Origin of the sequence: Streptomyces sp. 71268, from assembly GCF_029392895.1 — a bacterium.
Lineage (GTDB): Bacteria > Actinomycetota > Actinomycetes > Streptomycetales > Streptomycetaceae > Streptomyces.
Genome location: NZ_CP114200.1, coordinates 168,986 through 195,881 on the forward strand (window position 1 = coordinate 168,986; position 26,896 = coordinate 195,881).

Below are 26,896 nucleotides of genomic sequence, written 5' to 3' on the forward strand. Positions count from 1 at the left end.
CTCCGTGCCGTGCCAAGGAGCCTGAGCCAGATGTCGAACGAGGAAAAGCTGCTCGACCACCTGAAGTGGGTGACCGCGGAACTGCGCGAGACGCGCCAGCGGCTGCGCGCGGCGGAGTCCGCCGAGCCGGAACCGATCGCCATCGTGGGCATGGCCTGCCGCTATCCGGGCGGCGTGCGGTCACCCGAGGACCTGTGGGAGCTCGTACGCGGTGGTGGCGACGCCATCTCCGGTTTCCCCACCGACCGTGGCTGGAACACCGACGAGTTGTTCGACCCGGACCCGGACGCGTACGGCAAGTCGTACGTGGACCAGGGAAGTTTCTGCTACGACGCGACCTCCTTCGACGCGGCCTTCTTCGACATCAGCCCGCGCGAGGCGCTGGCCATGGACCCGCAACAACGCCTGCTCCTGGAGACAGCCTGGGAGGCGTTCGAGCGCGCCGGGCTCAGCCGCGCGGCACTGAGCGGCAGCAACACCGGCGTCTTCGCCGGGGTCGGCGCACACGACTACCTGTCGGTCATCGGGAACATCACCAGCGACGTGGAAGGGTACGTCGGCGCCGGCAACCTGGGCAGCGTGGTGTCGGGCCGGGTGGCGTACGCCCTGGGGCTCGAGGGGCCGGCCGTCACGGTGGACACCGCGTGTTCGTCGTCGCTGGTGGCGATGCACCTCGCGGCCCAGGCCCTGCGCCAGAACGAGTGCGATCTCGCGCTCGCGGGTGGGGTCGCCGTGATGGCCACGCCTGGCGCGTTCATCGAGTTCTCCCGGCAACGGGGGATCGCGCCGAACGGCCGGTGCAAGCCGTTCGCCGCGGCGGCCGACGGCACGGGCTGGGGCGAGGGCGCGGGCCTGGTGGTGCTGGAGCGCTTGTCGGAGGCACAGCGCAACGGCCGCACGATCCTCGGCGTCATCCGTGGCTCGGCCGTCAACCAGGACGGGGCGAGCAACGGGCTCACCGCCCCCAACGGGCCGTCCCAGCAGCGCGTCATCCGCCAGGCGCTGGCCAACTCGCGACTGTCCGCGGCGGACGTGGACGTGGTGGAGGGGCACGGCACCGGCACCACCCTCGGCGACCCGATCGAGGCACAGGCGCTGCTCGCCACCTACGGCCAGGGGCGGCCCGACGGCCGGCCGCTGTGGCTGGGGTCCATCAAGTCGAACATCGGACACACCCAGGCCGCCGCCGGCGCCGCGAGCGTCATCAAGATGGTGATGGCCATGCGGCACGGGGAGCTGCCGGAGTCCCTGCACATCGACGAGCCCAGCCCGCACGTCGACTGGACCGCCGGGGAGGTGCGGCTGCTCACCGAGACGACCGCGTGGCCGCGCCCGGACCGACCGCGCCGGGCGGGCGTCTCCGGGTTCGGCATCTCCGGGACCAACGCCCACCTGGTGCTGGAGGAGGCACCCGAGACCGAGGCCACCCCGCCCACGCCGGACCACGCCGGCCTGCTGCCCTACGTGGTGTCGGCCCGTACCCCCCAGGCCCTGCGGGCCCAGGCCCAGGCCCTGGCCGACCACCTCGCCGAGCGCCCCGACCTCTCCCCCGTCGACGTGGGTTGGTCCCTCGCCACCACCCGCACCACCTTCGACCACCGAGCCGTCATCACCGCCACCTCCCCCGAGACCCTCCACACCGCTCTGAAGTCCCTCGCCACCTCCCAGCCCCACCCCGCCCTCACCCACACCACCACAGCCCTCCCCAGCAACCCCCACCCCACCCTTGTCTTCCCGGGTCAGGGTTCGCAGTGGGTGGGGATGGGGGCGGGGTTGTTGGAGTCGTCTGCGGTGTTCGCGGCGCGGGTGGCGGAGTGTGAGCGGGCGTTGGCGCCGTACGTGGACTGGTCGCTTGCCGAGGTGCTGCGTGGCGGGGCGGACGCGGCTGACCTGGGGCGAGTCGATGTGGTGCAGCCGGTGCTCTGGGCCGTGATGGTGTCGTTGGCTGCGGTGTGGGCTGACCAGGGGGTTAAGCCGGCGGCCGTGGTAGGCCATAGCCAGGGTGAGATCGCCGCGGCCGTCGTCGCCGGTGCGCTGTCCTTGGAGGACGGCGCCAAGGTGGTGGCATTGCGGAGCAAGGCACTACGTCGCCTGGCCGGTGGTGGGGCGATGGCTTCGCTGGCGTTGAGTCAGGACAAGGCCGAAGAGTTCCTGGCCGGCCTCGGTGACAGCGCGGCGGGTGTGGGCATCGCGGCCGTCAACGGGCCGGGGTCGGCGGTGGTCTCCGGGCCGCCCGAACAGGTTCAACACGCCGTTTCCGCGCTGGAGGCTTCAGGCAGCCGGGCTCGGCTGATCGACGTGGACTACGCCTCCCACAGCCCACAAGTTGACGAGATCGCCGACGAACTCCACGAGGTCTTGGCCGGCATCAGCCCCTCCCAGGGCGAGGTGGCGTTCTACTCCACCGTCACCGCCGAACGCATCGACACCAGCACCCTGGGCACCGCGTACTGGGTGACCAACCTGCGCGAGCAGGTTCGTTTCGCGGATGCCGTACGTCAGCTTCTGGCCGACGGTCACCGCGTGTTCATCGAGGCCAGCACCCACCCCGTCCTGACCGTCGGACTCCAAGAAGCCTTCGACGAAGCGGCGGTCGAAGCCGCCGCCGTACCGACCCTTCGCCGCGAGCACGGCGGGTTGGAGCAGTTGGCGCTGTCCGTGGCACAGGCGTTCACCGCCGGCGTCAGCGTGGACTGGACCCGCTGGTACCCCAACAACCCCACACCCCACGTCGTAGACCTCCCCACCTACGCCTTCCAACGCCAGCGCTACTGGGTCGAGGGCAGCGGTGGGCAGGATGGTGATCCGGCCGGGTTGGGGCTCGTGGCTGCTGGGCATCCGCTGCTCGGGGCGGCCGTGGAGTTGGCCGAGGGGGGCTCTTACCTGCTGACCGGGCGGCTTTCGTCGCGTACGCAGGGGTGGTTGGCGGATCACACGGTGTTGGACACGGTGCTGCTGCCGGGTACCGCGTTCGCCGAGTGGGTGTTGCACGCGGGGCGGCGGGTGGGCTGTGACCACCTGGTCGAGCTGACCCTGCACGCGCCGCTGGTCATTCCGGACGGCGCGGCCGTGGACGTGCAGGTCGCCGTCGCGGGGCCCGATGCCACGGGGCAGCGGCCCGTGACGGTCCACTCGCGTCCGGCCGGTGACGCGGACGTGGCCTGGACGCGGCACGCCACCGGTGCGCTGGAGGTGTCCGCCACGTCCGAGCCCGAGGCGCTGCGTGGCGCGTGGCCGCCGCCCGGTGCCAGCAGCCTGCCGGTCAAGGGCTTCTACGCGCAGTTGTCCGAGCATGGTTACCGGTACGGCCCGGCGTTCCGGGGGCTCACGGCGGCGTGGCGGCTCGGTGACGCGATCTATGCCGAGGTGGTGCTGCCCGACCAGGAGCGGGAACGGGCGGTTGACTACGGCGTTCACCCCGCGTTGCTCGACGCCGCCCTGCACGCCCGTGCGCTGGCGGTGGCTCCCGGGTCGGACGAGGCGGAGCGGGTGTTGTTGCCGTTCGCCTGGGCGGGGGTGCGGTTGCACGCGACGGGCGCGAGTGCGCTGCGCGTGCGGATCGTGCCCACCGCTGCCGATCGGTTGGCGTTGACGGTGGCCGACCCGACGGGCGCCCCGGTGGCCACGGTGGCGGACCTGATCCTGCGGCCCGTCGCGGGTGACCAGCTCGGCCGGGCCCGCTCCGCCGGGCGGAACGCGCTGTTCCAGCTCGCGTGGCCGCAGGTCGCGCTGGAGCGGGAGGTGTCGCCTGTCGGGCGGGCGATCGTCGCGTTGGGCGATGAGGTGGCAGCCGCCGCGCTGGCCGACGCGTTGCCCGGGGCCGATCAGTACGTGGGGCTGGTGGGGTTGCGGGCGATGGTGGCCTCCGGGGGCGTCGCCCCCGACACGGTGCTGGCCTGCTTCACCTCGCCCGTCGGCGCGGGTCGGGGCGGGGCGACCGGCGCCGAACCTGGTGACACGGTGGCGGAGACGCACGAGACGACCGGCGCCCTGCTCGCCCTGTTGCAGGAGTTCCTGGCCGCCCCTGAATTCGCCGACAGCCGGCTGGTCGTGGTCACGCGGCGGGCCGTCGCCGCCTCCGGCCACGAAGACGTCGCGTCGTTGCCGGGTGCGGCCGTGTGGGGCCTGGCGCGCAGCGCGCAGTCCGAGAACCCCGGGCGGTGTGTGCTGCTCGACGTCGACGGGCGGGACGCCTCGTTCGGGTCCGTGGCGGCGGCGCTCGCGCTGGACGAGCCGCAGGTGGCGCTGCGCGACGGGCAGGCGTACGTGCCACGGCTCGCGCACGAGGACGGTGCCAGGCAGCTCACCCCGCCGACGGGCGCGGGGGACGCGTGGCGGCTGGGTTTGGTGGGCAGCGGCAGCCTGGAGAACCTGGCCCTGGTCGAGGCGCCGGAGAACGGGCGGCCGTTGGGCCCGGGCGAGGTGCGAGTGCGGCTGCGGGCCGGTGGCGTGAACTTCCACGACGTGGTGGTGGCGCTCGGCATGGTCGACGACCCGCGTCCGCTCGGCGGCGACGGAGCCGGCGTGGTCACCGAGGTGGGTGACGGCGTGTCCGGGTACGCGGTGGGCGACCGGGTGCTTGGCCTGTTCAACGGGACCGGGCCACAGGTCATCACGGACCAGCGCATGATCACCCGGATTCCGGAGGGGTGGACGTTCGCACAGGCGGCGACCGTGCCGTCGGCGTTCCTGACCGCGTACTACGGCCTCGCCGACCTGGCGGGGCTGCGGGCCGGCGAGCGGTTGCTGTTGCACGCGGCTACGGGTGGTGTCGGGTTGGCGGCCGTGCAGTTGGCCCGGCACTGGGGCGCGGAGGTGTACGCGACGGCGAGCCCCGGCAAGTGGCACGCGCTGCGCGAGCGGGGTTTCGACGAGCGGCACATCGCGTCCTCGCGCTCGCTGGACTTCGAGGAGCGCGTGCGGGCGGCGGCCGGTTCGGTCGACGTGGTGCTCAACTCGCTGGCAGCCGACTTCGTGGACGCCTCGCTACGGCTGCTGACGCCGGGCGGTCGCTTCATCGACATGGGGCGGACCGACATCCGCGACCCCGCCGAGGTCAGCGCCGCGCACCCCGGTGTGACGTACCGGGCCTTCGACCTGGTGACCGGAGCGGGCCCGGACCGTATCGGGGAGATGCTGGCCGACCTGTCGGCGCTGTTCGACAGCGGGGCGCTACAGCCCTTGCCGACCACCGTCTGGGACATCCGTCGCGCGCCCGAGGCGTTCCGGTTCTTCAGCCAGGCCCGCCACATCGGCAAGATCGTCCTGTCCCTGCCGGCCGCGCTCGTCCCCGACGGCACGGTCCTGATCACCGGCGGCACCGGCACGCTGGGCGCCGCCACCGCCCGACACCTGGTCACCGCGCACGGCGTACGACGGTTGCTGCTGGTCAGTCGGCGCGGCGTGGAGGCTCCCGGGGCCGGCCGGCTGGTCGACGAGCTGACCGCGCTCGGAGCGCGCGTACGCGTCGCCGCGTGTGACGCGGGCGACCGGGCAGAGCTGGCCGAGCTGCTGCGTTCCGTACCGGCGGAGCATCCGCTGACGGCCGTGGTGCACGCGGCGGGATTGCTGCGGGACGCGACGGTGCAGGCGCTCACCCCCGAGCAGGTCGCCGAGGTGCTGCGGGTCAAGGCCGACGCGGCCTGGCACCTGCACGAGCTGACCCGCGACGCGGAGTTGTCGGCGTTCGTGCTGTTCTCCGCGGCGGCCGGGCTGCTCGGTGGCGCGGGCCAGGGCAACTACGCGGCGGGCAACACGTTCCTGGACGCGCTGGCCCAGCACCGGCAGGCGCACGGGTTGCCCGCCACGTCGCTGGCCTGGGGGTACTGGGCACAGGCGACCGGCATGACGGGGGCGATGACCGACGCCGACCGGGCCCGGGTGGAGCGCGCCGGCATGGTGGCCCTGGAGACCGAGCAGGGCATGGCACTGCTCGACGTCGCGCTGGGCAGCGGGCAGCCGCTGCTGGCACCGATCCCGCTCGACCTGGCGTCGATGCGGCGCCGGGCCCGGGCCGGCGACGCCGACCCGCCCGCCCTCCTGCGCGGCCTGGTGCGCGCCGCCGCGCCGCAGGCCGCGGCCGGCGTGCCCGACGCGTCGGCGCCCGCGCTGGCCGCCACCCTGGCCGAACTCACCGAGGAGGACCGGCAGCAGGCCCTGCTCGACCTGGTGCGTTCCCATGTGGGGACGGTCCTCGGGCACGAGGCGGGCGACGCGGTGCAGGCAACCCAGAACTTCCGTGAGCTCGGGTTCGACTCGCTGACCGCCGTCGAACTACGCAACCGGCTCTCGGCCGCGACCGGCGTACGGCTCCCCGCCACGTTGGTCTTCGACCACCCGACACCGGCGGCGGTCGTCCACCTGCTGCGGGACCTGCTGGTCCCGGAGGGGGCCGCGGAGGGCGCGACGCCCTCCGGGGCGGTCCTCGCCGACCTCGACCGGGTGGGCGCCGCCCTGCCCGCGGCCATCGCGGACCGCGAGCAGCGCGCACGAATCGCCGCGCGCCTCCAGGAACTGCTGCGCACGGTGGGCGGCGCGGACGCGGCGGACGACGCCGGGGACCTGGACTCGGCGACCGACGAGGAACTGTTCGACGTGCTCGACAACGAGCTCAACGTCCCCACGGACGGCGGGCTCCGGTGAGCGCCCCCGCGCACTCCGTACGCCCTGTGAACCACGAAGGCCGCAACGATCGGGTGGATGTGACATGACGGACGACGAGAAGCTACGCAGCTATCTGAAGCGCGCGACCGCCGACCTGCGCACGGCGAAGCGGCAGTTGCGCGAGACGGCGGACCGCGCGCGGGAGCCCATCGCCATCGTCGCCATGGCCTGCGACTTCCCCGGCCACGCGACGACCCCGGAGCGGCTGTGGCAACTGGTCACCGACGGCGCGGACGTCATCTCCGGCTTCCCCGACGACCGTGGCTGGGACCTGGAGAAGCTCTACCACCCCGACCCGGGCAACGCGGGCACCAGCAGCGCCCGCGAAGGCGGTTTCCTGGAGAACGTCGCCGACTTCGACGCCGACTTCTTCGGGATCAGCCCGCGCGAGGCGCTGGCCATGGACCCGCAGCAGCGGCTGCTCCTGGAGAACGCCTGGGAGGCGTTCGAGCGGGCCGGCATCGACCGTGAGTCCCTGGTCGGCAGCGCTACGGGCGTGTTCGCCGGCGTGGACTCCTACCACTACCTGTCGCTGATCGGTGAGACGACCGACGAGTCGGCGGGGTACGTGGCCACCGGCAACCTGGGCAGCGTGGTCTCCGGCCGGATCTCGTACTCGTTCGGCCTTGAGGGGCCCGCGGTGACGGTGGACACGGCGTGCTCCTCGTCCCTGGTCGCCATGCACCTGGCCTGCCAGGCGCTGCGGCAGGACGAGTGCTCGCTGGCGCTGGCCGGCGGGGTGACGGTGATGGCCACGCCCGGCGGGTTCACCGAGTTCTCGCGACAGGGCGCGCTGTCGCCGGACGGGCGCTGCAAGGCGTTCGCGGCCGCCGCCGACGGCACCGGCTTCTCCGAGGGCTCGGGCCTCGTCCTGCTGGAGCGGCTGTCGGACGCGCAGCGCAACGGCCGTCGGGTGCTCGCCGTGATCCGTGGCTCGGCGGTCAACCAGGACGGCGCGAGCAACGGGCTCACCGCCCCCAACGGGCCGTCCCAGCAGCGCGTCATCCGCCAGGCACTGGCCAACGCGCGGCTCGCCCCGGCCGAGGTGGACGCCGTGGAGGCGCACGGCACCGGCACCTCACTGGGTGACCCGATCGAGGCACAGGCGCTGCTCGCGACCTACGGTCAGGACCGGCCCGACGACCGGCCGCTGTGGCTGGGTTCCGTCAAGTCCAACATCGGCCACACCCAGGCCGCCGCAGGCGTCGCCAGCGTCATCAAGATGGTGCAGGCCATGCGCCACGGCGTACTGCCCGCCTCGCTCCACATCGACGCGCCGACGCCGCACGTGGACTGGGACGCGGGCGCGGTACGGCTGCTGACCGAACAGGTCGACTGGGCACCCAACGGGCACCCGCTGCGCGCCGGCGTCTCCTCCTTCGGCGTCTCGGGCACCAACGCCCACCTCATCCTGGAGCAGGCGCCGGAGGCGCCCGCCGAGGAGCCGGCACCCGCCGCTCCCGAGGCTGCGACGGTTACGGGGGGCTATGTCCCGTGGGTGCTGTCGGCTCGCAGTCACGCCGCGTTGCGTGGTCAGGCCCAAGCGTTGATCGAGCACCTGGCGACGACTGCTTCGGCCGCTTCGATCACCGACATCGGCTGGTCCCTGACCACCACCCGCACCACCTTCGACCACCGAGCCGTCCTCACCGGCCAAGACCAAGACACATTCCTCGCCGGCCTCCAAGCACTGGCCACCGACACCACCCACCCCACCCTCACCAACCCCGGCACCCCCACACTGACCGGCGACCTCGGCCCCGTCCTGGTCTTCCCGGGACAAGGGTCACAGTGGGTGGGAATGGGTGCGGGGTTGTTGGAGTCCTCGCCGGTGTTCGCGGCGCGGGTAGCCGAGTGTGAGCGCGCACTGGCGCCGTACGTGGACTGGTCGCTTGCCGAGGTGTTGCGGGGTGGTGTGGGCGCGGCTGACCTGGGCCGCGTGGATGTGGTCCAGCCGGTGTTGTGGGCCGTGATGGTCTCCCTCGCGGCGGTGTGGGCTGACCAGGGTGTGAAGCCGGCGGCTGTGGTGGGTCATAGCCAGGGTGAGATCGCGGCCGCTGTCGTCGCCGGTGCACTGTCCTTGGAGGACGGTGCGAAGGTGGTGGCGCTACGGAGCAAGGCACTACGCCGCCTTGCCGGTGGTGGCGCCATGGCCTCGCTCGCGCTGAGTCAGGACAAGGCCGAAGAGTTCCTGACCGGGCTGGGTGACAGCGCGGCGGGTGTGGGCATCGCGGCCGTCAACGGGCCCGGCTCCGCCGTGGTCTCCGGACCGCCCGAGCAGGTTCAACACGCCGTCTCCGCGCTGGAAGCTTCAGGCGGCCGGGCTCGGCTGATCGACGTGGACTACGCCTCCCACAGCCCACAAGTCGATGAGATCGCCGACGAGCTCCACGAGGTGTTGGCCGGCATCAGCCCGACCCAGGGCGAGGTGGCGTTCTACTCCACCGTCACCGCCGAACGCATCGACACCACCACCCTGGACACCGCCTACTGGGTCACCAACCTGCGCGAACAAGTCCGCTTCGCCGACGCCGTACGCCAACTCCTGGCCGACGGCCACCGCGTCTTCATCGAGGCCAGCACCCACCCCGTCCTGACCGTCGGACTCCAAGAAGCCTTCGACGAGGTCGGAGTCGAAGCCGCCGCCGTACCGACCCTTCGCCGCGAACACGGCGGATTGGAGCAGTTGGCACAGTCCGTAGCACAAGCCTTCACCGCCGGCGTGAACGTGGACTGGACCCGCTGGTACCCCAACAACCCCACACCCCACGTCGTGGACCTCCCCACCTACGCCTTCCAGCGGGAGCGGTACTGGTTGGAGGACACCAGCGGGCGGGGCGGCGATGCCACGCAGCTGGGGTTGACGGCTGCCGGGCATCCGCTGCTCGGAGCCGCCGTGGAGCTGGCCGATGGTGGGGGCCGGTTGCTGACGGGGCGGCTGTCTGTCGCGTCCCAGCCGTGGCTGGCCGAGCATGTCGTGGCGGGTACGGCGCTGCTGCCGGGTGCCGCGCTGGTGGAGTGGGCGCTGCGGGCCGCGGACGAGGTGGGCAGTGGTGGGTTGGACGAGCTGGCGCTCCAGGCACCGCTGGTGTTGCCCGCCTCCGGTGGGTTGCGGGTGCAGGTGGCGGTGGCCGCCGCGGGTGCGGACGGCCGGCGCGAGGTGCGGGTCTTCTCGCGGCCCGAGCAGGAGGAGGACGCTCCCTGGGTGACACACGCCGTCGGGGTGCTCAGCCCGCCGTCGGCGGGTGACGAGCCGGTCGGCGGGCTCGCGGGCGCCTGGCCGCCGGCCGGTGCGAAGCCGGTGGACGTCACGGAGTTCTACGCCCAGGCCGAGGCGGCCGGGTACGGCTACGGGCCCGCGTTCCAGGGGCTGGAGGCGGCTTGGCGGCAAGGGACCGAGGTGTTCGCGGAGATCACGCTGCCGGAGGCGGCTGGCAAGCGCGACGGGTACGGCATTCACCCGGCCCTGCTCGACGCCGCGTTGCAGCCCTCGCTGTTGATGGAGCAGCCCGACGGGGCGGACGGCGGACTTCGGCTGCCGTTCGCGTGGACCGGGGTGCGTCTGTGGGCGGCCGAGGCCAGCACGGTGCGGGTCCGGGTCGGGCGGGACGCGGAACGGGACGCCCTGCGCCTGACGGTGGCCGATGCCGTGGGCGCGCCGGTGCTCACCGTGGACTCGTTGGTGACCCGGCCCGCCGAGAGTGGGCAGCTCCAGGCGGCGACCGCCGCGCGGGGCGTGGACGGGTTGTTCGTCCCGGAGTGGACCGCGTTGCCGGCCCCGGCCGCCACGCGGTCGGCGCAGGCCGTGCTCGGCGACGGCGGTTGGGCCGTGCTCGGTGCCGACACGCTCGCCCTCGGCGAACTGTCGGTGCCAGGGGCAGACGGGTCGCGGCCGGTGCGGTACGCGGATCTGGAGGCGCTGGTCACCGCGTTGGACGAGGGCGAGCCCGCTCCGTCGGTGGTGCTGACCGAGGCCGTGGGCTCGGCTGACGACGGGTTGCGGGTGGCGCAGGAGTTGCTGGGTTTGGTGCAGAGTTGGTTGCTGCGTCCGGCGCTGGCCGACGCCCATCTCGTGGTCGTCACGCGGGGCGCCGTACACACCGGTGGTGCGGCGGCCGAGCTGGATCTCGCCGGGGCCGGCGCCTGGGGGTTGCTGCGCAGCGCGCAGTCGGAGAACCCCGGGCGTTTCCTCCTGCTCGACGTGGACGCGGACGTGGAACCGGAGGCTGTGGCGGAGTTGCCGCAGGCCGTGGCCCGGGGCGTGGAGCTGGGTGAGCCGCAGCTCGCGTTGCGGGCGGGGCGCGTGTTGGCGCCGAGGCTCGCGCGGGCGCGGGGCGGGGCCTCGGCGGACGAGGGTGTGGTGGGGCGGCTCGACCCCGACGGCACGGTTCTCATCACGGGTGGCACCGGAACGCTGGGGGCCCTGGTGGCCGAGCACCTGGTGCGTACGGGACAGAGCGGGCACCTGCTGTTGGTCAGCCGCAGCGGGCCGCGGGCGGCGGGCGCGGACGAACTCGCCGCACGACTGACGAGGTTGGGCGCGCGGGTGCGGATCGTGGCGGCCGACGTGGCCGACCCGGAGGCCGTTGCCACCCTGCTCGCGAGGGTGGCGCCCGAGCACCCGTTGACCGGCGTGGTGCACGCGGCCGGCGTGCTGGAGGACGCGGTGCTCACCTCGCAGTCCGCGGATCGGCTGGCCCGGGTGTGGGGCCCGAAGGCGGGGGCCGCGGTGGTGTTGCACGCGGCGACCTCGGGGCTCGACCTGGGGCTGTTCGCCATGTTCTCCTCGACGGCGGCCACGCTGGGCTCCTCGGGGCAGGCCAACTACGCGGCGGCGAACTCCTTCTGCGACGCGCTGGCGGCGCACCGGCAGGCGCTCGGGTTGCCGGGGGTGTCCATCGCGTGGGGCCTGTGGGGTGACGCGAGTGGCATGACCGGGCACCTGGACGAGGCGGCGCTGGAGCGCATGGCCCGCTCGGGCATCCACCCGATGGCCGCCGAACAAGGGCTTGACCTGCTGGACGCCGCCGTACGCCACGGGGCGCCGCACCTGGTCGCCATGGACCTGGACGTGCGCGCGCTGGCCGGCCAGCCGGCGCTGACGCTGCCCGCCCCGCTGCGCGGCCTCACCGCGGGCGGGCCCGCGCGCCGTACCGCGGCGGCCGGCCAGCCGCTGACGGACTGGGCCGGGCACCTGGCGACGCTGCCGGTGGACGAGCAGCACCGGGTGTTGCTCAACCTGGTGCTCACGCACGCGGCCGCCGCGCTCGGCCACGCCGATCCCGGTCGGCTGCACGTCGAGCGCGGCTTCCTCGAAGTCGGGTTCGACTCGCTGACCGCGATCGAGCTGCGCAACCGGTTGGGCAGCGTGACCGGGCTACGGCTGCCGACCACGCTCATCTTCGACCACCCGAACCCGGTGGCGCTGGCCGCGCACCTGCACGCCGAGCTGGCGCCACCCGCCGCGGACCCGCTGCCGCCGCTGCTCGGCGAGTTGGAGCGGATGGAGGACGCGCTGCTGGCCCTCGCGCGGGACGCGGCGGCGCGCGAGGCGCTGCACGAGCGGCTGCGCACCACCCTGACCAGGCTGGAGGCGCTGGGCGGCGGCTCGGCGGAGCCGACGGACCCCGCGGCCGAGGCGGCGGTCAGCGGCAAGATCCAGGGGGCCACCGCTGACGAGATCTTCCAGTTCATCGACCAGGACCTGGGCCGGAGCGACAACGGAGAGCACATGGGGAGCACGCGTTGATTGACGAGCGAAGCCGCAAGAAGCTCATGGTGGAACACAGCCGCCTGCTGAACGCCGCGGACGTCGACGGGCTCCTTGGCCTGTACGCGGACGAGGTCACCTTCGAGGACCCGGTCGGCGCCGACCAGCGGTCGGGCCGCGAGGCGCTGCGCGCGCACTTCGAGGAGTTCGCCCGGGCCGGGGTGCGGGAGACCCTCGGCGACCCGGTGGCGGGACAGGACGGCAAGCACGTACTGGCCCCGGCCAGCGCCGTCATGGACTACCTGCCCAAGGGCCCGGGGTTCGCCGAGCGGGGCTGGATCACGGCCCCGGACGACCCCGCGGGCAAGCGCATCACCTGGAACTACGTGCTGATGCTGCGTACCGGCAAGGGCGGGGCCATCACGGAGCTGAAGGCCCTGTGGGGGAGGTCGGACCTTGCCGTCACGGACTGATCCCCCGCTCGCCCGCACCCCCCGAGGAGACACCCATGGCCGATGAGGCGACCCTGAAACACCTGGCGCTGGAGTACGCCCGGCGCATGAACGCCGGCGATGTCGAGGCCGTGCTGGAACTCTTCTCGGACGACATCGTCTTCGAGGACCCGGTGGGCGCGCCGCCGCTGATCGGCAAGGAGGCGCTGCGCGGGCACATCGCCTGGTCCATCGAGTGCCAGGTGCACGAGGAGCCGGGCCGGCCCGTGGTCTCGATGGACGGCAGGAGCGTGGCCGTGCCGACGACGGTGACGGTGTACGCGCCGACCAAGCTGACGTTCCAGATCGTCGGCATCATCGAGCTGGGCGACGACGATCTGGTGCGGCACGCGCGGGCCTACTGGGGCATCACCGACACCAAGGTCGGCGACGGTCCGGAGCTGTCCGGCGTGGCGCACTTCATGGCCGTGACCCAAAACCTCGCCAAGATGGTGCAGGCCAAGGGCAGCCCTAGCCCGACTTAAGCGGTGCCGGACATCATCGCAGCGTCGCCGCGTCGTGCCTGGCGCGGTGCCGGGCGGACCGGCAGCCGGCCCGCGTCGATCGTCAGGGAAGCCGGGGACTTCCGCGTCGTACCAACGGCCCGGGGCCTACCTCCGGCCGGGGTTCGCGCGTAGCGGGCGCCGGCCGGGCCGGGCGCCGGGGTCCCTCCCCCACGTGTTCGCCGCCCTCACAACTCTCCCGTCGGCCGCTCGCGCCGTGGCCCCCTCGCGCTCAGCGCGGGCGGGCCACCGCGAGCCGGGCCCGGGGAAGGGACGAAAGCATCACCATGACCACACCGAAACATGGAATCGTTCTGGGCGGCGGCTGGGCCGGAATGCTGGCGGCCCACGTGCTGGCCCGCCACGCGGAGACCGTCACCGTCATCGAGCGCGACGTGCTGCCCGACGCGCCGCGGCACCGCAAGGGTTCGCCGCAGGGTCGCCACGTGCACGTGCTGTGGTCCAGCGGGGCGCGGCTCATCGACGGGCTGTTGCCCGGCATGGTCGAGCGGCTGTTGAAGGCGGGGGCCCGTAAGGTCAACTTCCACCAGGACCTGGTGACGTTGACCTCGCACGGCTGGCAGCACCGCTTCCCGCCCCGGCAGTACGCCCTCATGTGCACCAGGCCGTTCCTGGACTGGCACGTGCGCGACCAGATCCTGGCCGGTGGGCGGATCACGGTGCGCCAGCGCACGGAGATCCTCGACCTGGTCGGCGACGGGGCCCGGGTCCGTGGGGTGCGGGTGCGCGACATGGACAGCGGCGACACCGAGACGCTGGGCGCCGATCTGGTGGTGGACGCCTCGGGGCGCGGTTCGCGGCTGCGGCACTGGCTGTCGGCGTTGGACCTGCCGCCGGTCGAGGAGGACGTCGTGGACGCGGGCATCGCCTACTCCACCCGGATCTATCAGGCGCCGCCCGGGGCGACCGAGGGCTTCCCCGCCGTCAACGTGGCCGCCGACCACCGGGTGCGCGAGCCGGGCCGCTTCGGGGTGGTCTACCCGCAGGAGGACGGTACGTGGATGGTGACGCTGTCCTGCACGCGGGGCGCGGGGCTGCCGACGACCGAGGAGGAGTTCCTGCCGTACGCCAGGACCCTGCGGCACCCGCTGGTCGCGGACCTGATCAGCGGGGCCGAGCCGCTGACGCCGGTCGCCGTGTCCCGGGTGGGTGCCAACCGCAGGCTCTACCCGGAGCGCCTTGAGCGGTGGCCGGAGGGGCTGGTCGTCGTCGGTGACGCGCTGGCCGCGTTCAACCCGATCTACGGGCACGGCATGAGCGCCGCCGCCCGCGCCGCCAGCGCGCTGGACGAGCAGTTGGCGCTGGGCGTGGACGAGGTGGGGTCGGCGCGCCGCGTCCAGCGGGCGATCAGCGCGTCTGTCGACGATCCGTGGATCATGGCGGCGTCCAAGGACGTGGAGTACGTGGGTTGCCGGATGAACGCCAAGGACCCGCGCCTGACGGGCGGGGCCACGGCGCGCCAGCGGTTCTCCGATCTGATCGCCGACCGGGCGATCAGGTCGTCGGCGGTGTGCGACGTGGTCACCGACGTCATCAGCCTGACGGCGCCGCAGTCGGAGCTGGCCTCCAACCGCTTCCTGTCGCTCATGCACCAGGACCGGATGCTGCCGGAGTTGACGGCACCCCCCTTGACCCCGGACGAGCTGTCCCTGGTGAAGCTGAGCCCGAGCGGCCTGGCGGGCGTCAAGGGTGTCTCCCGCTAGTCGGCACCGCACCCGGCCCGGCCCACCACGACGGCTCAGGCACGACGGCTCAGGCGAGAAAGGCCCGCTCTTTCATGACGAACGAAGAAAAGCTCGTCGACTACCTCAAGTGGACTACGGCCGAGCTTCACCAGACGCGGCAGCAGTTGCAGGACCTCAAGGAGCAGCGGCCGGAGCCCATCGCCATCGTGGGGATGGGGTGCCGCTTCCCCGGGGGCGTGCGGACGCCGGAGCAGTTGTGGGACGTGGTCGCCGACGAGCGTGACGTCATCTCGGGTTTCCCCACCGACCGCGGCTGGGACCTGGAGAGTCTGTACCACCCCGATCCTGACCACCACGGCACCTCGTACGTGCGCTCGGGTGGGTTCGTCCACGACGCGGCGGACTTCGACGCGGCGTTCTTCGACATCAGCGACCGCGAGGCTCCGGCGATGGAGCCGCAGCAGCGGTTGCTGCTCGAAGTGGCCTGGGAGGCGGTGGAGAGCGCGGGCATCGCGCCACACACCCTGCGCGGCTCGGACACCAGCGTGTACGCGGGTGTGATGTACCACGACTACGCCTCGCGGCTGGACCGGATTCCCGAGGGCATGCTGGGTTACGTCGGCAACGGCAACGCGGCCAGCCTCGCCCCGGGCCGGGTGGCCTACACCCTGGGCCTGCAGGGCGCGGCCGTCGCGCTGGACACCGCGTGCTCCTCGTCGCTGGTGGCCATGCACCTGGCCGCCCGCGCGCTGCGCCAGGGTGAGTGCTCGCTCGCGTTGGCCGGCGGCGCGGCGATCAACTACACCGCCAGCGCCTTCCAGGTCGCCTCCAGCCAGCGGCAGTTGGCGCCCGACGCGCGCTGCAAGTCGTTCGCCGACGCGGCCGACGGCATGGTGTACGCCGAGGGGGTGGGCCTGGTCCTGTTGGAGCGTCTCTCGGACGCGCGGCGGGCCGGGCACCAGGTGCTCGGGGTCATCCGTGGCTCGGCGATCAACCAGGACGGCGCGAGCACCGGGATGGCCGCGCCGAACGGCCCGGCACAGCAGCAGTTGATCCGCGACGCGCTGGCGCAGGCCCGCCTCTCGCCCTCCGACGTGGACGCGGTGGAGGCGCACGGTACGGGCACCGCGTTCGGGGACTCCATCGAGTTGCAGGCGCTGCTGTCCACGTACGGCAAGGACCGGCCGGCGGACGATCCGCTGCTGCTCGGCTGCGTGAAGTCCAACATCGGGCACACCCAGGCGGCGGCCGGGGTCGCCAGTGTCATCAAGATGGTGGCGGCGATGCGCCACCGCAGCCTCCCGGCGTCGCTGCACGTGGACCGGCCCACCCGGTTGGTGAGCTGGCGGTCGGGCGCGGTGCGGCTGGTCACCGAGCGCACCCCGTGGCCGGCGCGGGAGCGCCCGCTGCGGGCCGCGGTCTCCTCGTTCAGCGCGAGCGGCACCAACGCGCACCTGATCGTGGAGCAGCCTCCGGCGCCCGCGCGGCCGGCCGGGGCGCGGGGGTCGACGCCGGCCGCCGGTTCGTCCGCGACGGGTGCGGCGGGTGCGGCGGTGCCGTGGTTGGTCTCGGCGCGCGGTGAGGGGGCGTTGGCGGGTCAGGCGCGTGCGTTGCTCGACCACCTGGACGGGGGCGGTGAGGGAACGCCCACCGATGTGGGGTGGTCGCTGGTGACGACGCGGTCGCCCTTCGAGCACCAGGCGGTGGTGGTCGGGGTGGACCGCGCGGAGTTGGCGGACGGCTTGGCGGCGCTGGCCGCTGGCCGGGCGCACCCGGCCGTGGTGGGGCCGGCCGTGCTGCGGCCCGGGGCGGCCACGGTCACCGCGGGCACCACGGTGTTCGCCTTCGGCGGCGGCGAGCGGCCCCCGGGGTTCGGCTCGGAGCTGTACGCGCGCTTCCCGGTCTACGCCGCGGCCTTCGACGCGGTGGCGGAGGCGTTCGACGGGCGGCTCGACCGTCCGTTGCGGGAGTTGGCGTTCGATGCCGCGCCGGCCGGCGGGGCGGTCTCGCTGGCGGCGCCCGAGGCCGCCGCGGTCCGGTTCGCGGGGCACGTCGCGCTGGCCGCGCTGGTGCGCGACCTTGGCGTCAAGGCCGGTGCGGTCATCGGCGCGGACGGCGGGGAGATCGCCGCCGCGCACGTGGCCGGGGCGTTGCCGCTGCCCGACGCGTGCGCGCTGGTCCTCGCCGACGCCGCCGGCCCGGAACGGGTACGGCAGGTGGCCGGCGAACTGGACGTACGACGGCCCGACCTGCCGGTGCTGAGCGCGCGCACCGGTGAACCCGTGGACGAGTCGCTGGCCAGTGCCGCGTACTGGGCCGAGCGCGGCCAGGGTGGGGCAGCCGGTGGTGTCGCCGGCGCCGCGGCCGGCGCGAGCACCTGGGTGGAGTTCGGGCCCGACGCGCTGCTCGCCGCGGAGCCGGCCGGGCGGGCGCCGCTGACGGTGTCGGCCGTGATCCCCGGGCAGCCCGAGGTGCGCGCGCTCACGCACGCCGTGGCGCGGCTGCACCTGGCTGGCGGCCCGGGCGTTGACTGGCGGGCCTTCTTCGCCGGCGGCCCGGCGCCGAGCACCGTACGACTGCCGACGTACGCCTTCCAGCGGCGTCGCTACTGGATGGAGAACGAGCCGGCGCCCGACGCGCCGGCCGTCGAGTCGCGGGCCGACACCGAGTTCTGGGCGGCCGTGGAGCGCGCGGACCCGGACGCGGTGGCCCGCGCCATCGGGGTCGGCGGCGAGCGCGGCGCGCTGCTCCGCGAGGTGCTGCCGGCCCTGACGGCGTGGCGGCGGCAGCGCCAGTTGCGGTACCGGGTGGGGTGGCGGCCCGTCGCCGAGGCGGGCGAGCCCCGGCTGTCCGGGCGCTGGCTGGTGGTGGCCGACCCCCTCCCGGCTTCCACGGCGGCGGCGGACGCGCGACCGGCGCGGGACGGGGCCGCGAGCGGCGCGTCGGCGGTGGTCGCGGCGCTGCGCGCGCGGGGCGCCGAGGTCGTGCCGGTGAACGCGGAGCCGGCCGCCGGGTCGGACGCGCCGCTGTCCGAGCGGCTGGCACGGGCGAGCGCCGGGCGACCGGTGGTCGGTGTGGTGTCGCTGCTGGCCCTGTCCGGGCCGCGCCCGGCGAATGGCGGGGACGCCGCGCCGGGCGAGGACGGCACGTCGGCGCTGGCGCCGACGGTCGCGCTGGCCGACGCCTTGGAGCGGGCCCGGATCGAGGCTCCGTTGTGGGTGGTCACCCAGGGCGCGGTCAGCATCGGCGTCGGCGACGCCGCCCCGCGTCCCGAACAGGCCCAGCTCTGGGGCCTGGCCGGGGCGTTGGCCGCAGAGCGACAGGACCGCTGGGGTGGCCTGATCGACCTGCCGGCCCGGTGCGGCGCCCGGACGTGGCGCCGGCTCACCGCGGCGCTGCTCGCCGACGAGGGCGAGAGCGAGGTGGCCGTACGCCCTGACGGCGCGTTCGCCCGGCGCCTGGTGCGGGATGTGGCGGCCGGCACGGCCGACGGTGGCATCCTGCGCGGCACGGCGCTGATCAGCGGCGCGAACACCGGTGCCGGCGCGCACGCGGCCCGCTGGGCGGCCGAGGCCGGCGCCGAGCAGGTGCTGCTGGTGGACGCGACGGCGCCGGACGAGGCGCTGGCGGCGGAGTTGTCCGCGACCGGCGTGCGCGTGGCCACCGCCGTCGCCGACGTGGCCGTCCCGGACGAACTCGACCGGATCGCAGCGACCATCGCGCCCGAGCTTCCGCTGACCGCCGTGGTCCACCTCGGCTGCGGACTCGGTTACGAGGCGGGACCGTTGGACGCCGAGCGGCTGCGCGGCGAGGGCGCGGACGCGGTGGCCGCGGCGCGCCAGATGTGCGCGCTGGCCGAGCGGCACGAGCTGACGGCCCTGGTGCTGTGTTCGTCGGTCGCCGGAATCTGCCGTGGCCCGGGGCTCGGCAACCAGGCTCCGACGCACGCCTACGTGAGCGCCCTCGCCCAGCGGTGCCGGGCACGGGGTGTGCCCGCCGTGTCGCTGGCCCTGGGGCCCGTCGGCGAACCGGATGCCGCTGTCGGCGCCGCCAAGCAGTTGCGGGGCAACGGGGTGACGGCGCTGCCCGGGCAGGCGGTGGTCCAGGCCCTCCGCGACGCCGTGGCGGCCCAGGCGCCGGCTGCGGTGGTCACGGACATCGACTGGGCGTGGGTGGCCGGCCACGCGACGGAGTTGGGCGTACGGCGCCTCTTCGCCGACCTCCCGGAGTTCCGGCCCACCGACCGGGCGGCCCCACCCACGCAACCCGCCGCACTCGCGCCGGGGTCGTCGTGACGCCGTACGCCATGCCGGCCCGGGCCCGGTCCGCGCGAGGGGGCACGGACCGCCGCCGCCCGGGTGCGCGCGGTCCACGGCGGACCGCCGCCGGCCACGAGTTCTCCGGCACGCTCACCGCCGTCGGCGCCGCCGACGGCCGCGTACCGAAGCCCCAACGAGACGGGAGAAAGTGATGGACACCGAAAACAGCGAGGCCAACCTCGACGGCGCCAAGCTCCGCGAGGACCTCGCCGCCGCCACCCCCGAGCAGCGCGAGGCGCTGTTGCGCGAGACGGTGCGCGCCCAGCTCGCGAGCATCCTGCCCGAGGCCACCATCGAGGACGACAGCAACTTCCTGGAGAGCGGGCTCACCTCGCTCACCGCGCTGGAGCTGACCCGCAACCTGATGACGCTCACCGACGTGGAGATCCCCCTCGTCGCCGTCCTGGAGTACCCGACCCCGGCCACCCTGGGCCACTACCTGGCCGAGGCGTTCGCGGCGGTGGCCGAGGGCGACGCGGCCCCCGCCGGCACCGCCGCCGAGTAGCCGGGTGGGCACGCACCCCGCACGGCCCGCGCGCACGGATACGGGCAGGCGCCGCACAGCCGGCTGACGGTCGCGTCCACGCCGCACCGGGGTCTCTTCAGGCCCCGGTGCGGCGCCGTGCCACGAGCCGGCCGGCTGGACCTGGGGGTTATGTGCCTGGCCGCGGGAGCCGTTTCGATGTGACTATGGGAGTCACCACCTGACCGAGTTAGCGATGTCAGTTTGTTTTGAAGTCACTTGAGGGCTTGCGGTGGGACCGTGGGTGCGCTTCTCCCACGGGGGGCCTCATGGGTAACTCGCAGTCCCTCGCCACCTGCGAATGGGTAGTGTCGCGATCGCTTCGAACGAGAGTTTCAGCGGGTGGACGAAGACATGCACCGATCCGCGGCTCTGCGCGGCCATCGTCGACCGCCTGACCTTCAACAGCGCCATCATCCAGACCGGCACCGAGTCCTACCGCCTCGTCCACACCAAAACCCTGGCCGAACAGACCCAGGCCGGCTGAACGGCGCCGCAGGGCCGACCCCGGAGCCAGCGGGGTCGGCAGTTGGGCAAGATCAGCCGTTGACTTCCCGCGCCACGCGCTCCAATCGGAGCCGGTGGCCCTCCCACCATGCCTGATCACCTGGCGGCATGTTGCCCTTGCCCTGCAAATACCCGACAGATCCGTCGATGAGCTCTCGCACGATGTCCGCGTGACCGGCATGCCGCTGAGTATCTGAGATCACGCGCACCAGGATGTGGTGCAGTGTCACCTCTCGACGTTCCTCAGGCCACCACGGGACACGGCCGATCGCATCCAGCGTGAGCGTCGCGATCGTGCTGTCGGAGTGCTTCCATGCCTGCCGATACAGCTCGACGATGTCTTCGCGCGACTCGTCTGCGGTGGCCCACATGTCTGAGTTGGGTTCTGTTTCCTCGGTATACCACCAGGTCGGCGGCTCCTCGTCGAAGAACGGCCGCCCGAACGTGTCACCGAGATACCCCAGTTCCACGCCGGCGACATGTTTGACCAGCCCCAACAGGTTCGTGCCCGTGGGGGTCAGCGGACGGCGGATGTCGTGCTCCGAGAGCCCATCGAGCTTCCACACCAGGGCATCACGCGCCTCTCGCAGGTATCGGAGAAGGTCCGCTTTCGGGTTCGGTTCGATCATGCCGGGCAGTCTTCCACCCGGCACTGACAGCCGGGAGTGACATCAAAAGCCGCTGACAGCGATCTTGCCTGACGCCGAGAAACGACTCCCCAAGTCACCTTCAAATGACTCCCCGTGAAAGTGGCACAGCCAACCTGGTACGCCCGCTCGCTGATGGATGGGCGCGCGGCGAGGTGTGGTGGCGCCCTGCCGTCAACGGGTCCCCCGCCAGCTCTTCGGGCCGGCGCCGGGTGCGGGCGAGTCGGCCCGTCCGGCGCGCGGGCCGGTCCGCTGCCGCGCGACAGCCGCCAGATGCCGGGCCAGGGCCGCCACCGCGCACAGCGCCAGCAGCGCGCACACCCCAGGCCAGCCCGCCGCGTCGAAGGCCCGCGCGCCCAGCCAGGACCCGGCGCTGCCACCCAGGTAGGCGCAGGTCATGTAGGCCGTGGTGAGGCGGCTGCGGGCGTCGGCGCGCAGCGCGTAGACGCGGGTCGTGTTGGCGACCATCCCGCACTGCATCGCCACGTCGAGCAGCAGCGTGCCGACGACGAGCGCCGCCATGCCCGCCGCCCCACCCAGCGCCCCGACCGCCAGCACCACGGCGGAGGCGAGCGTTCCCACCAGGCAGACCAGGTTGACCAGGTCGGGGCCGCGCCGGTCGGTGAGCCGGCCGGCCAGCGGCGTACACACCATGGTGGCCGCCCCCACCAGGGCGAGCAGGCCCGCGGCCGGGGCGCCGAGCCCGTACGCCGGGCCGGTCAGCAGCAGCACGACGCCCGTCCACACCGCCGAGAACCCGGCGAACACCGTCGCCTGGTAGAAGCTCGAGCGCCGCAGCTCCGGCTCGGTGCGCAGCAGCCGCAGCGGTTCGGCGAGCAGGGCGCGGTACGGCCGGCCGGCCGCCGGGGCGGGCCGGACGGGAAGCGCCGCCGCGAGCACCCAGGCCAGCAGCAGCATCACGGCCGCGGCGACCAGGTAGGGGGCCCGCCAGCCCCACGCCTCGGCGAGCGAACCGCCGAACGCGCGCGACAACAGCATCCCGCCGATGGCACCGCTGGCCAGCATCCCGGACACCTCGCCGCGCCGGCCGGGCGCGACCAACCCCGCGGCGAGCGGGCCCACCACGGACGCGGCGACGCTGGTCAGGCCCACGGCGGCGGAGGCGGTGACGAGCACCGGCAGCCCGGGGGCGAGGCCCGCCACGAGCAGCCCGAGGCCGGTCAGGCAGAGCAGGACCGTCAGCAGGCGTCGGTGCGGGAACCGGTCGCCCAGCGGTACGAGGAGGTAGTTGCCGGCCGCGTAACCCACCTGGGTGGCGGTGACCGCGAGCGTCGCGGCGCCCGTGGAGACGCCGAGCCCCTCGGCCGCGAGCGGGGTCAGGGCCTGCGCGAAGTAGAGGTTGCCCACGGCCACGGCGCAGGTGAGCGCGAGCAGGAGGAGGAACCGCCGGCTCAGGGCGGGACCGGGTGGGGCTGGTGGTGGCGCTGCTGTCATGCCAGGCATTCCACGGCCCTGTGGGAGCGGGCGGAAACGACGTAGCGTATGCCTTAATGATCAGCTTCGTGATGGGGGTCGAGGACCTCGCCGACACCCGGTTCGCGCTGTCGCCGCTGGCCGAGACGGTGTGCAGCCTGCGCGTGCTGCGCGAGCCCGGGCTGTCCGCGCTGCACCTGCCCTGGCGCCGAGCGGTCATCGGCGGGTTGGGCGCGCTGGACACGGAGTTGCTGCTGTCGCTGGTCGCGCGGCGGCACACCCTGCCGGACTTCCTCACCCCGCGACCGACCACCCACTTCGCGTCCTTCGCCGAGGAACTGGCCGTCGTGCGCCGCACTCCCCCCGCGCTCGTACGCCGCGACCTGCGCGACACGCACGCACCCGATCCGCTGCCGGCGCCGCTACGGGCCGCGGCGGACGGCACCGACGCGGAGGTGGTCGCCCTCCGCGAGGCCGTCTGCGACCTGCTCGATGGCTACTGGAGCGCGGCCGTCGAGCCGTGGTGGCCGCGGATCCGCCTCGTGCTGGAGGCTGACATGACCTACCGGGCGCGCCAACTGGCCACCGGTGGGGCGCGGCTGTTGTTCGCCGACCTCCACCCCGACGTGCGGTGGCGGGACGGCGCGCTGGAGATGCGCGGGATGATCGGCGACGGCTTCCGTACCCGGGCCGCCGGGCGGGGGCTGTTGCTGGTCCCCCTGGTGTTCGCGCACAAGCCCGCGCCGCCCGTGACGGAGCACGTCGCGCCGGCGTTGGCCTACCCCAGTCGCGGGGTGGCGACGCTGTGGGCCGAGGCGCCGTCAGCCGCGCCGCCGGGGGCGCTCGCGGAGCTGGTCGGGGCGGTGCGGGCGCGGCTGCTCGCGCAGTTGGCCGAGCCGCTGGCCACCGTGGAGATCGCGCGCCGCTTCCAGGTCACGCCGAGCGCGGTCTCCCAGCACCTGCGCGTCCTCTTCGCGACGGGACTCGTCACCCGGGCCCGGCACGGACGGCAGGTGCTGTACCGGCGCACGCCGCTCGCGGACCAGTTGCTGGGCGGCGAGAGCGCGCCCTGACCCCGCGGACGTCGCCCGCTCCCACCGGGAGGTGAGACGTCTATCGGGGTCCTGTTCCAGAGCCCACGGCCATGGGGCAGGATGAGCCCATGCTCGTGATCGTCTGTGGCCTGCCCGCGACGGGGAAGACAACCCTGGCCCGAACCCTGGCCCGCCAGATCGGCGCCGTTCACGTGCGCGTGGACACCATCGAGCAGGCGATCGTCCGTTCCGGGCTGGCCGCCCACCCCGTGGGCCCGGCCGGATACGCCGTCGCCTACGCCCTGGCCGAGGAGCACCTGCGACAGGGGCTCACCGTGATCGCCGAGTCCGTGAGCCCGCTGGCTGTCACCCGCGACGCCTGGCGGAGCGTCGCCGAGCGCACCGCTACCCCCGTGGTCGAGGCCGAGATCGTCTGTTCCGACCCGACCGAACATCGCCGCCGGGCCGAACACCGCGCGGTCGACATCCCCGACCTGCCCCTCCCGGACTGGGACGCCATCACGCACCGCCCGTACGAACCCTGGCACCGCGAGCACCTCGTGCTCGACACCGCCGGTCGCGACGTCGCCGCCTGCGTCGCCGACCTCCATCAGGCGCTCAGCGAGGCCAGGGTCCCGCCCGCCACGGGTTGACCGGCACGCACCCGGCGCCGTCACCCGGCGCCGGGCCCGTGCGGCGGCACTGCCGCACAGCGGGCGGCCCTGTCGCCTAGCAGGCGGCCCTGTCGCCTAGAACACGCACCGCACGTGCTTGATGGCCTCCACGAAACTGGCGACCAGCCGCCTGGGCTCGCCTTCGCTGCGGATGTGCGGCAACCGTCCGAAGAGTTCGCGGAAGAAGACGGTGACCTCCATGCGGGCCAGGTGGGCGCCGAGGCAGAAGTGCGGCCCGACGGAGCCGAAGGTCAGGTGCGGGTTGGGGTCCCGGGTGATGTCGAACGTGTACGGGTCCGCGAACACCTTCTCGTCCCTGTTGGCCGAGCAGTAGAAGAGCAGGACCTTGTCGCCCTTGGCGAAGGTGTGTCCGCCCACCTCGCACTCGCGGGCCGCCGTCCGGCGCATCCAGTTGATGGGGGTCGCCATGCGCAGGATCTCCTCGACGGCGCGCGGCGCGTACGCGTCGAAGTCGGAGAGCAGCAACTCCCGCTGCTCCGGGTGTTCGGTCAGCAGCACCAGACCACGGGAGAGCGCGTTGCGGGTGGTCTCCATGCCCGCGATGACCAGGAGGATGAAGAAGGAGGACAGTTCCTCGGGGGTCAGCCGCTCGCCGTCGATCTCGGCGTGCACCAGGCGGGTGATGAGGTCGTCGGTGGGATTCTTCATCCGGTCGGCGGCGAGCCGGGCGATGTAGTCGCCCAGCTCGCGCGAGGTGCGCAACAGGGCCGGCGTCGCCTGGTCGAGGCGGGGCACGTACTCCGGGTCGAAGGTGCCGACGATGATGTTCGAGCGGTCGTAGATGAACTCGTAGTCACTGGGGGGAATGCCCATCATTCCGCTCAGTACGGCTATCGGCATGATGGCGGCGGCCTGGCGTACGAAGTCACACGGGCCGGTCGCTATGAGGTCGTCGACGATCTGCCGGGCCGCCTTCCGCGACGCCGCCTCGAACTCCGCCGCCATGCCGCGCCCGAAGGCGCGGGAGACGATCCGGCGCAGTCGCGCGTGCTGCGGATTGTCCATGTTGATCATCGAGCCGAAGAAGTTGTTGAACTCCTGCGGCAGGTCCACGATGCTGATCCCGGTCGGCGCGGAGCAGAAGTCCTGCGGCCGTCGACTCACCTCGGCGATGTCGGCGTGGTGCACCAGCGCGTAATAGCCGGACCCGTGCGGATACCCGGGCATCGCGGGCTCACGGAAGTGCATCGGGCCCGGCGCCCTGCGCAGCGCGGCGAAGGCCGCGTCGCGATCACCGAACGGCTGCGACCAGAAGGCGAGGTCCGTGAGGTTGATCTTGGTGACGTCGTCGAACCTGGAGACGGGTGGGTACATGGCGCCTCGTTTCGCGCGAAGTGAAAGGTCGGGGGAAGGACGACCAGCTCGCGCGGAAGAGGGGCGCGTTTTCCCTGCCTACGGCGCGCACGCACCGCTCGCAAAGAAAGTCGCCGGAAACCATGAAATCGCCGCAAGCGGGGAATCGCACTGCGACGTCATCGCTCCGACCGGAAAGCCCTGCCTTGCTTTCCGGGCACTCGGGAAGGGAAATGCCGACACTATGTCTGCGGTTGAGGATTCCGATAGACTCCGGGTGGAGCCACTTGCACCGTCGTCACGGAACCTGCTGCGTTCAGGTGGTCCAGCACGGAACAGCATCGCCCCTCTCGCTTAAGTGCGGCTAATTTGCCGGCAATTTAGGGAACCGTAATATCAACAGGGCTCGGATGGCGACCTGTTCACGCGCTAGGCTTTTCGCCATGGATCTCTCCGTCCCCGTAACCGATGACGTGAAATTGCATTTCCGGCACCGGCCGGGAACCGCGGCCACGGCGTTCCTCCTGGTGCACGGCATGGCCTCCAACGCGCAGCTCTGGGACGAGGTCGCCGACCACCTGGCCGCCGCGGACCACCCGGTGTACGCGGTGGACCTGCGCGGCCACGGCGAATCCGACACGCCCGAAACCGGCTACGACACCCGCACCGCCGTCGCCGACCTGGTCGCCTCCTGCGCGTTCCTGGGGTTGGAGCGGGTGGTGGTCGCGGGACACTCGTGGGGCGGCAACGTCTCGGTGCGCTTCGCCGCCGAGAACCCACAGCTGGTCTCCGCCCTCGCCCTGGTGGACGGCGGCTGGCTCGAACCGTCGGCGGCGTTCGCCTCCTGGGAGGCGTTCGTGGCGGCCCTGCGCCCCGGCGCGCTCGACGGCGCCACCGTGGACAGCATCAGCGCGTACTTCCGCACCATCCACCCCGACTGGTCGCCGGCGGCGATCGACGCGGCCGTCGCCACCATGCGCGTCCACCCGGACGGCACGCTCACCCAGCGCATGACGCACGACCAGCACATGTCGATCCTGCGCAGCATCTGGGACGAGCCCCCGGTGCCCTGGTACGCGGACGTCGACGTGCCCACGCTGCTGATGGTCGCCATCCCCAAGGGCGCGTTGCCCCCGCTCGCGGACCGCATCCGCACCCGCGTGCGGAACACCACGGCCCCCCTACGCCACGCCACCCTGCGCGAGTACCCCGACTCCGAGCACGACCTGCACGTACAGCGCCCCGGACAAGTGGCGGCGGATCTCCTGGAGTTGGCACGCGGCGCGGGATGAGCCGGCGGCGGGCCCGACCGGGACCCGCGGCCGGTGAGGACAAGCCGGGCCGGGCCTGGACATGCCCGTGGAGGGGCAC

General features: G+C 73.3%; 13 protein-coding genes and 1 pseudogene. 11 read left to right on the top strand and 3 right to left on the bottom strand.

Going from position 1 to position 26,896, the window contains the following annotated elements:
* Positions 1-30: 30 nt before the first annotated feature.
* The 8 genes and pseudogenes from OYE22_RS00690 to OYE22_RS00725 form a co-directional block, all read left to right on the top strand.
* Positions 31-6,642: a type I polyketide synthase gene (locus OYE22_RS00690; protein ID WP_277318538.1), complete on the top strand. Its 6,612-nt coding sequence runs from the start codon at positions 31-33 to the stop codon at positions 6,640-6,642.
* A 64-nt stretch (positions 6,643-6,706) separates the two neighbouring features.
* On the top strand, positions 6,707-12,412 hold the full coding sequence (locus tag OYE22_RS00695) for a type I polyketide synthase (protein ID WP_277318539.1): 5,706 nt from the start codon (positions 6,707-6,709) through the stop codon (positions 12,410-12,412).
* A complete protein-coding gene (locus tag OYE22_RS00700) occupies positions 12,409-12,846 on the top strand; it encodes a nuclear transport factor 2 family protein (protein WP_277318540.1) in 438 nt (145 codons plus the stop codon). Before OYE22_RS00695 ends, OYE22_RS00700 begins: the two co-directional genes overlap by 4 nt.
* Positions 12,847-12,881: 35 nt before the next feature.
* Complete coding sequence (locus OYE22_RS00705; RefSeq protein ID WP_277318541.1) at positions 12,882-13,349, top strand: nuclear transport factor 2 family protein; 468 nt, start codon at positions 12,882-12,884, stop codon at positions 13,347-13,349.
* Positions 13,350-13,654: 305 nt separating this feature from the next.
* Positions 13,655-15,091, top strand: a complete 1,437-nt coding sequence (locus OYE22_RS00710; RefSeq protein ID WP_277318542.1) for an FAD-dependent monooxygenase — start codon at positions 13,655-13,657, stop codon at positions 15,089-15,091.
* Positions 15,092-15,165: 74 nt separating this feature from the next.
* On the top strand, positions 15,166-19,368 hold the full coding sequence (locus tag OYE22_RS00715) for a beta-ketoacyl synthase N-terminal-like domain-containing protein (protein WP_277318543.1): 4,203 nt from the start codon (positions 15,166-15,168) through the stop codon (positions 19,366-19,368).
* A 175-nt stretch (positions 19,369-19,543) separates the two neighbouring features.
* The gene (locus OYE22_RS00720; protein WP_277318544.1) at positions 19,544-19,897 is read left to right on the top strand and encodes an acyl carrier protein; all 354 of its coding nucleotides are present in this window, start codon (positions 19,544-19,546) and stop codon (positions 19,895-19,897) included.
* A gap of 325 nt (positions 19,898-20,222) precedes the next feature.
* A pseudogene (locus OYE22_RS00725) lies at positions 20,223-20,402 on the top strand (ATP-binding protein); the annotation flags it as partial.
* Between the two features lie 52 nt (positions 20,403-20,454).
* Here OYE22_RS00725 and OYE22_RS00730 read toward each other — a convergent pair.
* Together OYE22_RS00730 and OYE22_RS00735 are read right to left on the bottom strand one after the other, a co-directional pair.
* Positions 20,455-21,051: a DinB family protein gene (locus OYE22_RS00730; RefSeq protein WP_277318545.1), complete on the bottom strand. Its 597-nt coding sequence runs from the start codon at positions 21,049-21,051 to the stop codon at positions 20,455-20,457.
* Positions 21,052-21,243: 192 nt separating this feature from the next.
* A complete protein-coding gene (locus tag OYE22_RS00735; RefSeq protein ID WP_277318546.1) occupies positions 21,244-22,524 on the bottom strand; it encodes an MFS transporter in 1,281 nt (426 codons plus the stop codon).
* Positions 22,525-22,580: 56 nt separating this feature from the next.
* Here OYE22_RS00735 and OYE22_RS00740 point away from each other — a divergent pair, with 56 nt between their 5' ends.
* On the top strand, positions 22,581-23,576 hold the full coding sequence (locus OYE22_RS00740) for a helix-turn-helix domain-containing protein (RefSeq protein WP_277318547.1): 996 nt from the start codon (positions 22,581-22,583) through the stop codon (positions 23,574-23,576).
* An 89-nt stretch (positions 23,577-23,665) separates the two neighbouring features.
* Positions 23,666-24,190 (top strand): AAA family ATPase, encoded by a 525-nt coding sequence (locus tag OYE22_RS00745; RefSeq protein ID WP_277318548.1) that lies wholly within the window; start codon positions 23,666-23,668, stop codon positions 24,188-24,190.
* A 96-nt stretch (positions 24,191-24,286) separates the two neighbouring features.
* Here the strand turns inward: OYE22_RS00745 and OYE22_RS00750 are convergent, their stop codons facing one another.
* Positions 24,287-25,546 carry a cytochrome P450 gene (locus tag OYE22_RS00750; RefSeq protein WP_277318549.1) on the bottom strand — a complete coding sequence of 420 codons (1,260 nt, stop codon included), beginning with the start codon at positions 25,544-25,546 and terminating at the stop codon, positions 24,287-24,289.
* Positions 25,547-25,968: 422 nt separating this feature from the next.
* Here OYE22_RS00750 and OYE22_RS00755 point away from each other — a divergent pair, with 422 nt between their 5' ends.
* On the top strand, positions 25,969-26,817 hold the full coding sequence (locus OYE22_RS00755) for an alpha/beta hydrolase (protein ID WP_277318550.1): 849 nt from the start codon (positions 25,969-25,971) through the stop codon (positions 26,815-26,817).
* Positions 26,818-26,896: the final 79 nt, after the last annotated feature.

Excerpts from the sequence above, each read along its gene's own strand:
- OYE22_RS00690 (WP_277318538.1), top strand. The coding sequence starts at position 31 with ATGTCGAACGAGGAAAAGCTGCTCGACCACCTGAAGTGGGTGACCGCG.
- OYE22_RS00695 (WP_277318539.1), top strand. The coding sequence starts at position 6,707 with ATGACGGACGACGAGAAGCTACGCAGCTATCTGAAGCGCGCGACCGCC.
- OYE22_RS00705 (WP_277318541.1), top strand. The coding sequence starts at position 12,882 with ATGGCCGATGAGGCGACCCTGAAACACCTGGCGCTGGAGTACGCCCGG.
- OYE22_RS00710 (WP_277318542.1), top strand. The coding sequence starts at position 13,655 with ATGACCACACCGAAACATGGAATCGTTCTGGGCGGCGGCTGGGCCGGA.
- OYE22_RS00715 (WP_277318543.1), top strand. The coding sequence starts at position 15,166 with ATGACGAACGAAGAAAAGCTCGTCGACTACCTCAAGTGGACTACGGCC.
- OYE22_RS00720 (WP_277318544.1), top strand. The coding sequence starts at position 19,544 with ATGGACACCGAAAACAGCGAGGCCAACCTCGACGGCGCCAAGCTCCGC.
- OYE22_RS00730 (WP_277318545.1), bottom strand. The coding sequence starts at position 21,051 with ATGATCGAACCGAACCCGAAAGCGGACCTTCTCCGATACCTGCGAGAG.
- OYE22_RS00735 (WP_277318546.1), bottom strand. The coding sequence starts at position 22,524 with ATGACAGCAGCGCCACCACCAGCCCCACCCGGTCCCGCCCTGAGCCGG.
- OYE22_RS00740 (WP_277318547.1), top strand. The coding sequence starts at position 22,581 with ATGATCAGCTTCGTGATGGGGGTCGAGGACCTCGCCGACACCCGGTTC.
- OYE22_RS00745 (WP_277318548.1), top strand. The coding sequence starts at position 23,666 with ATGCTCGTGATCGTCTGTGGCCTGCCCGCGACGGGGAAGACAACCCTG.
- OYE22_RS00750 (WP_277318549.1), bottom strand. The coding sequence starts at position 25,546 with ATGTACCCACCCGTCTCCAGGTTCGACGACGTCACCAAGATCAACCTC.
- OYE22_RS00755 (WP_277318550.1), top strand. The coding sequence starts at position 25,969 with ATGGATCTCTCCGTCCCCGTAACCGATGACGTGAAATTGCATTTCCGG.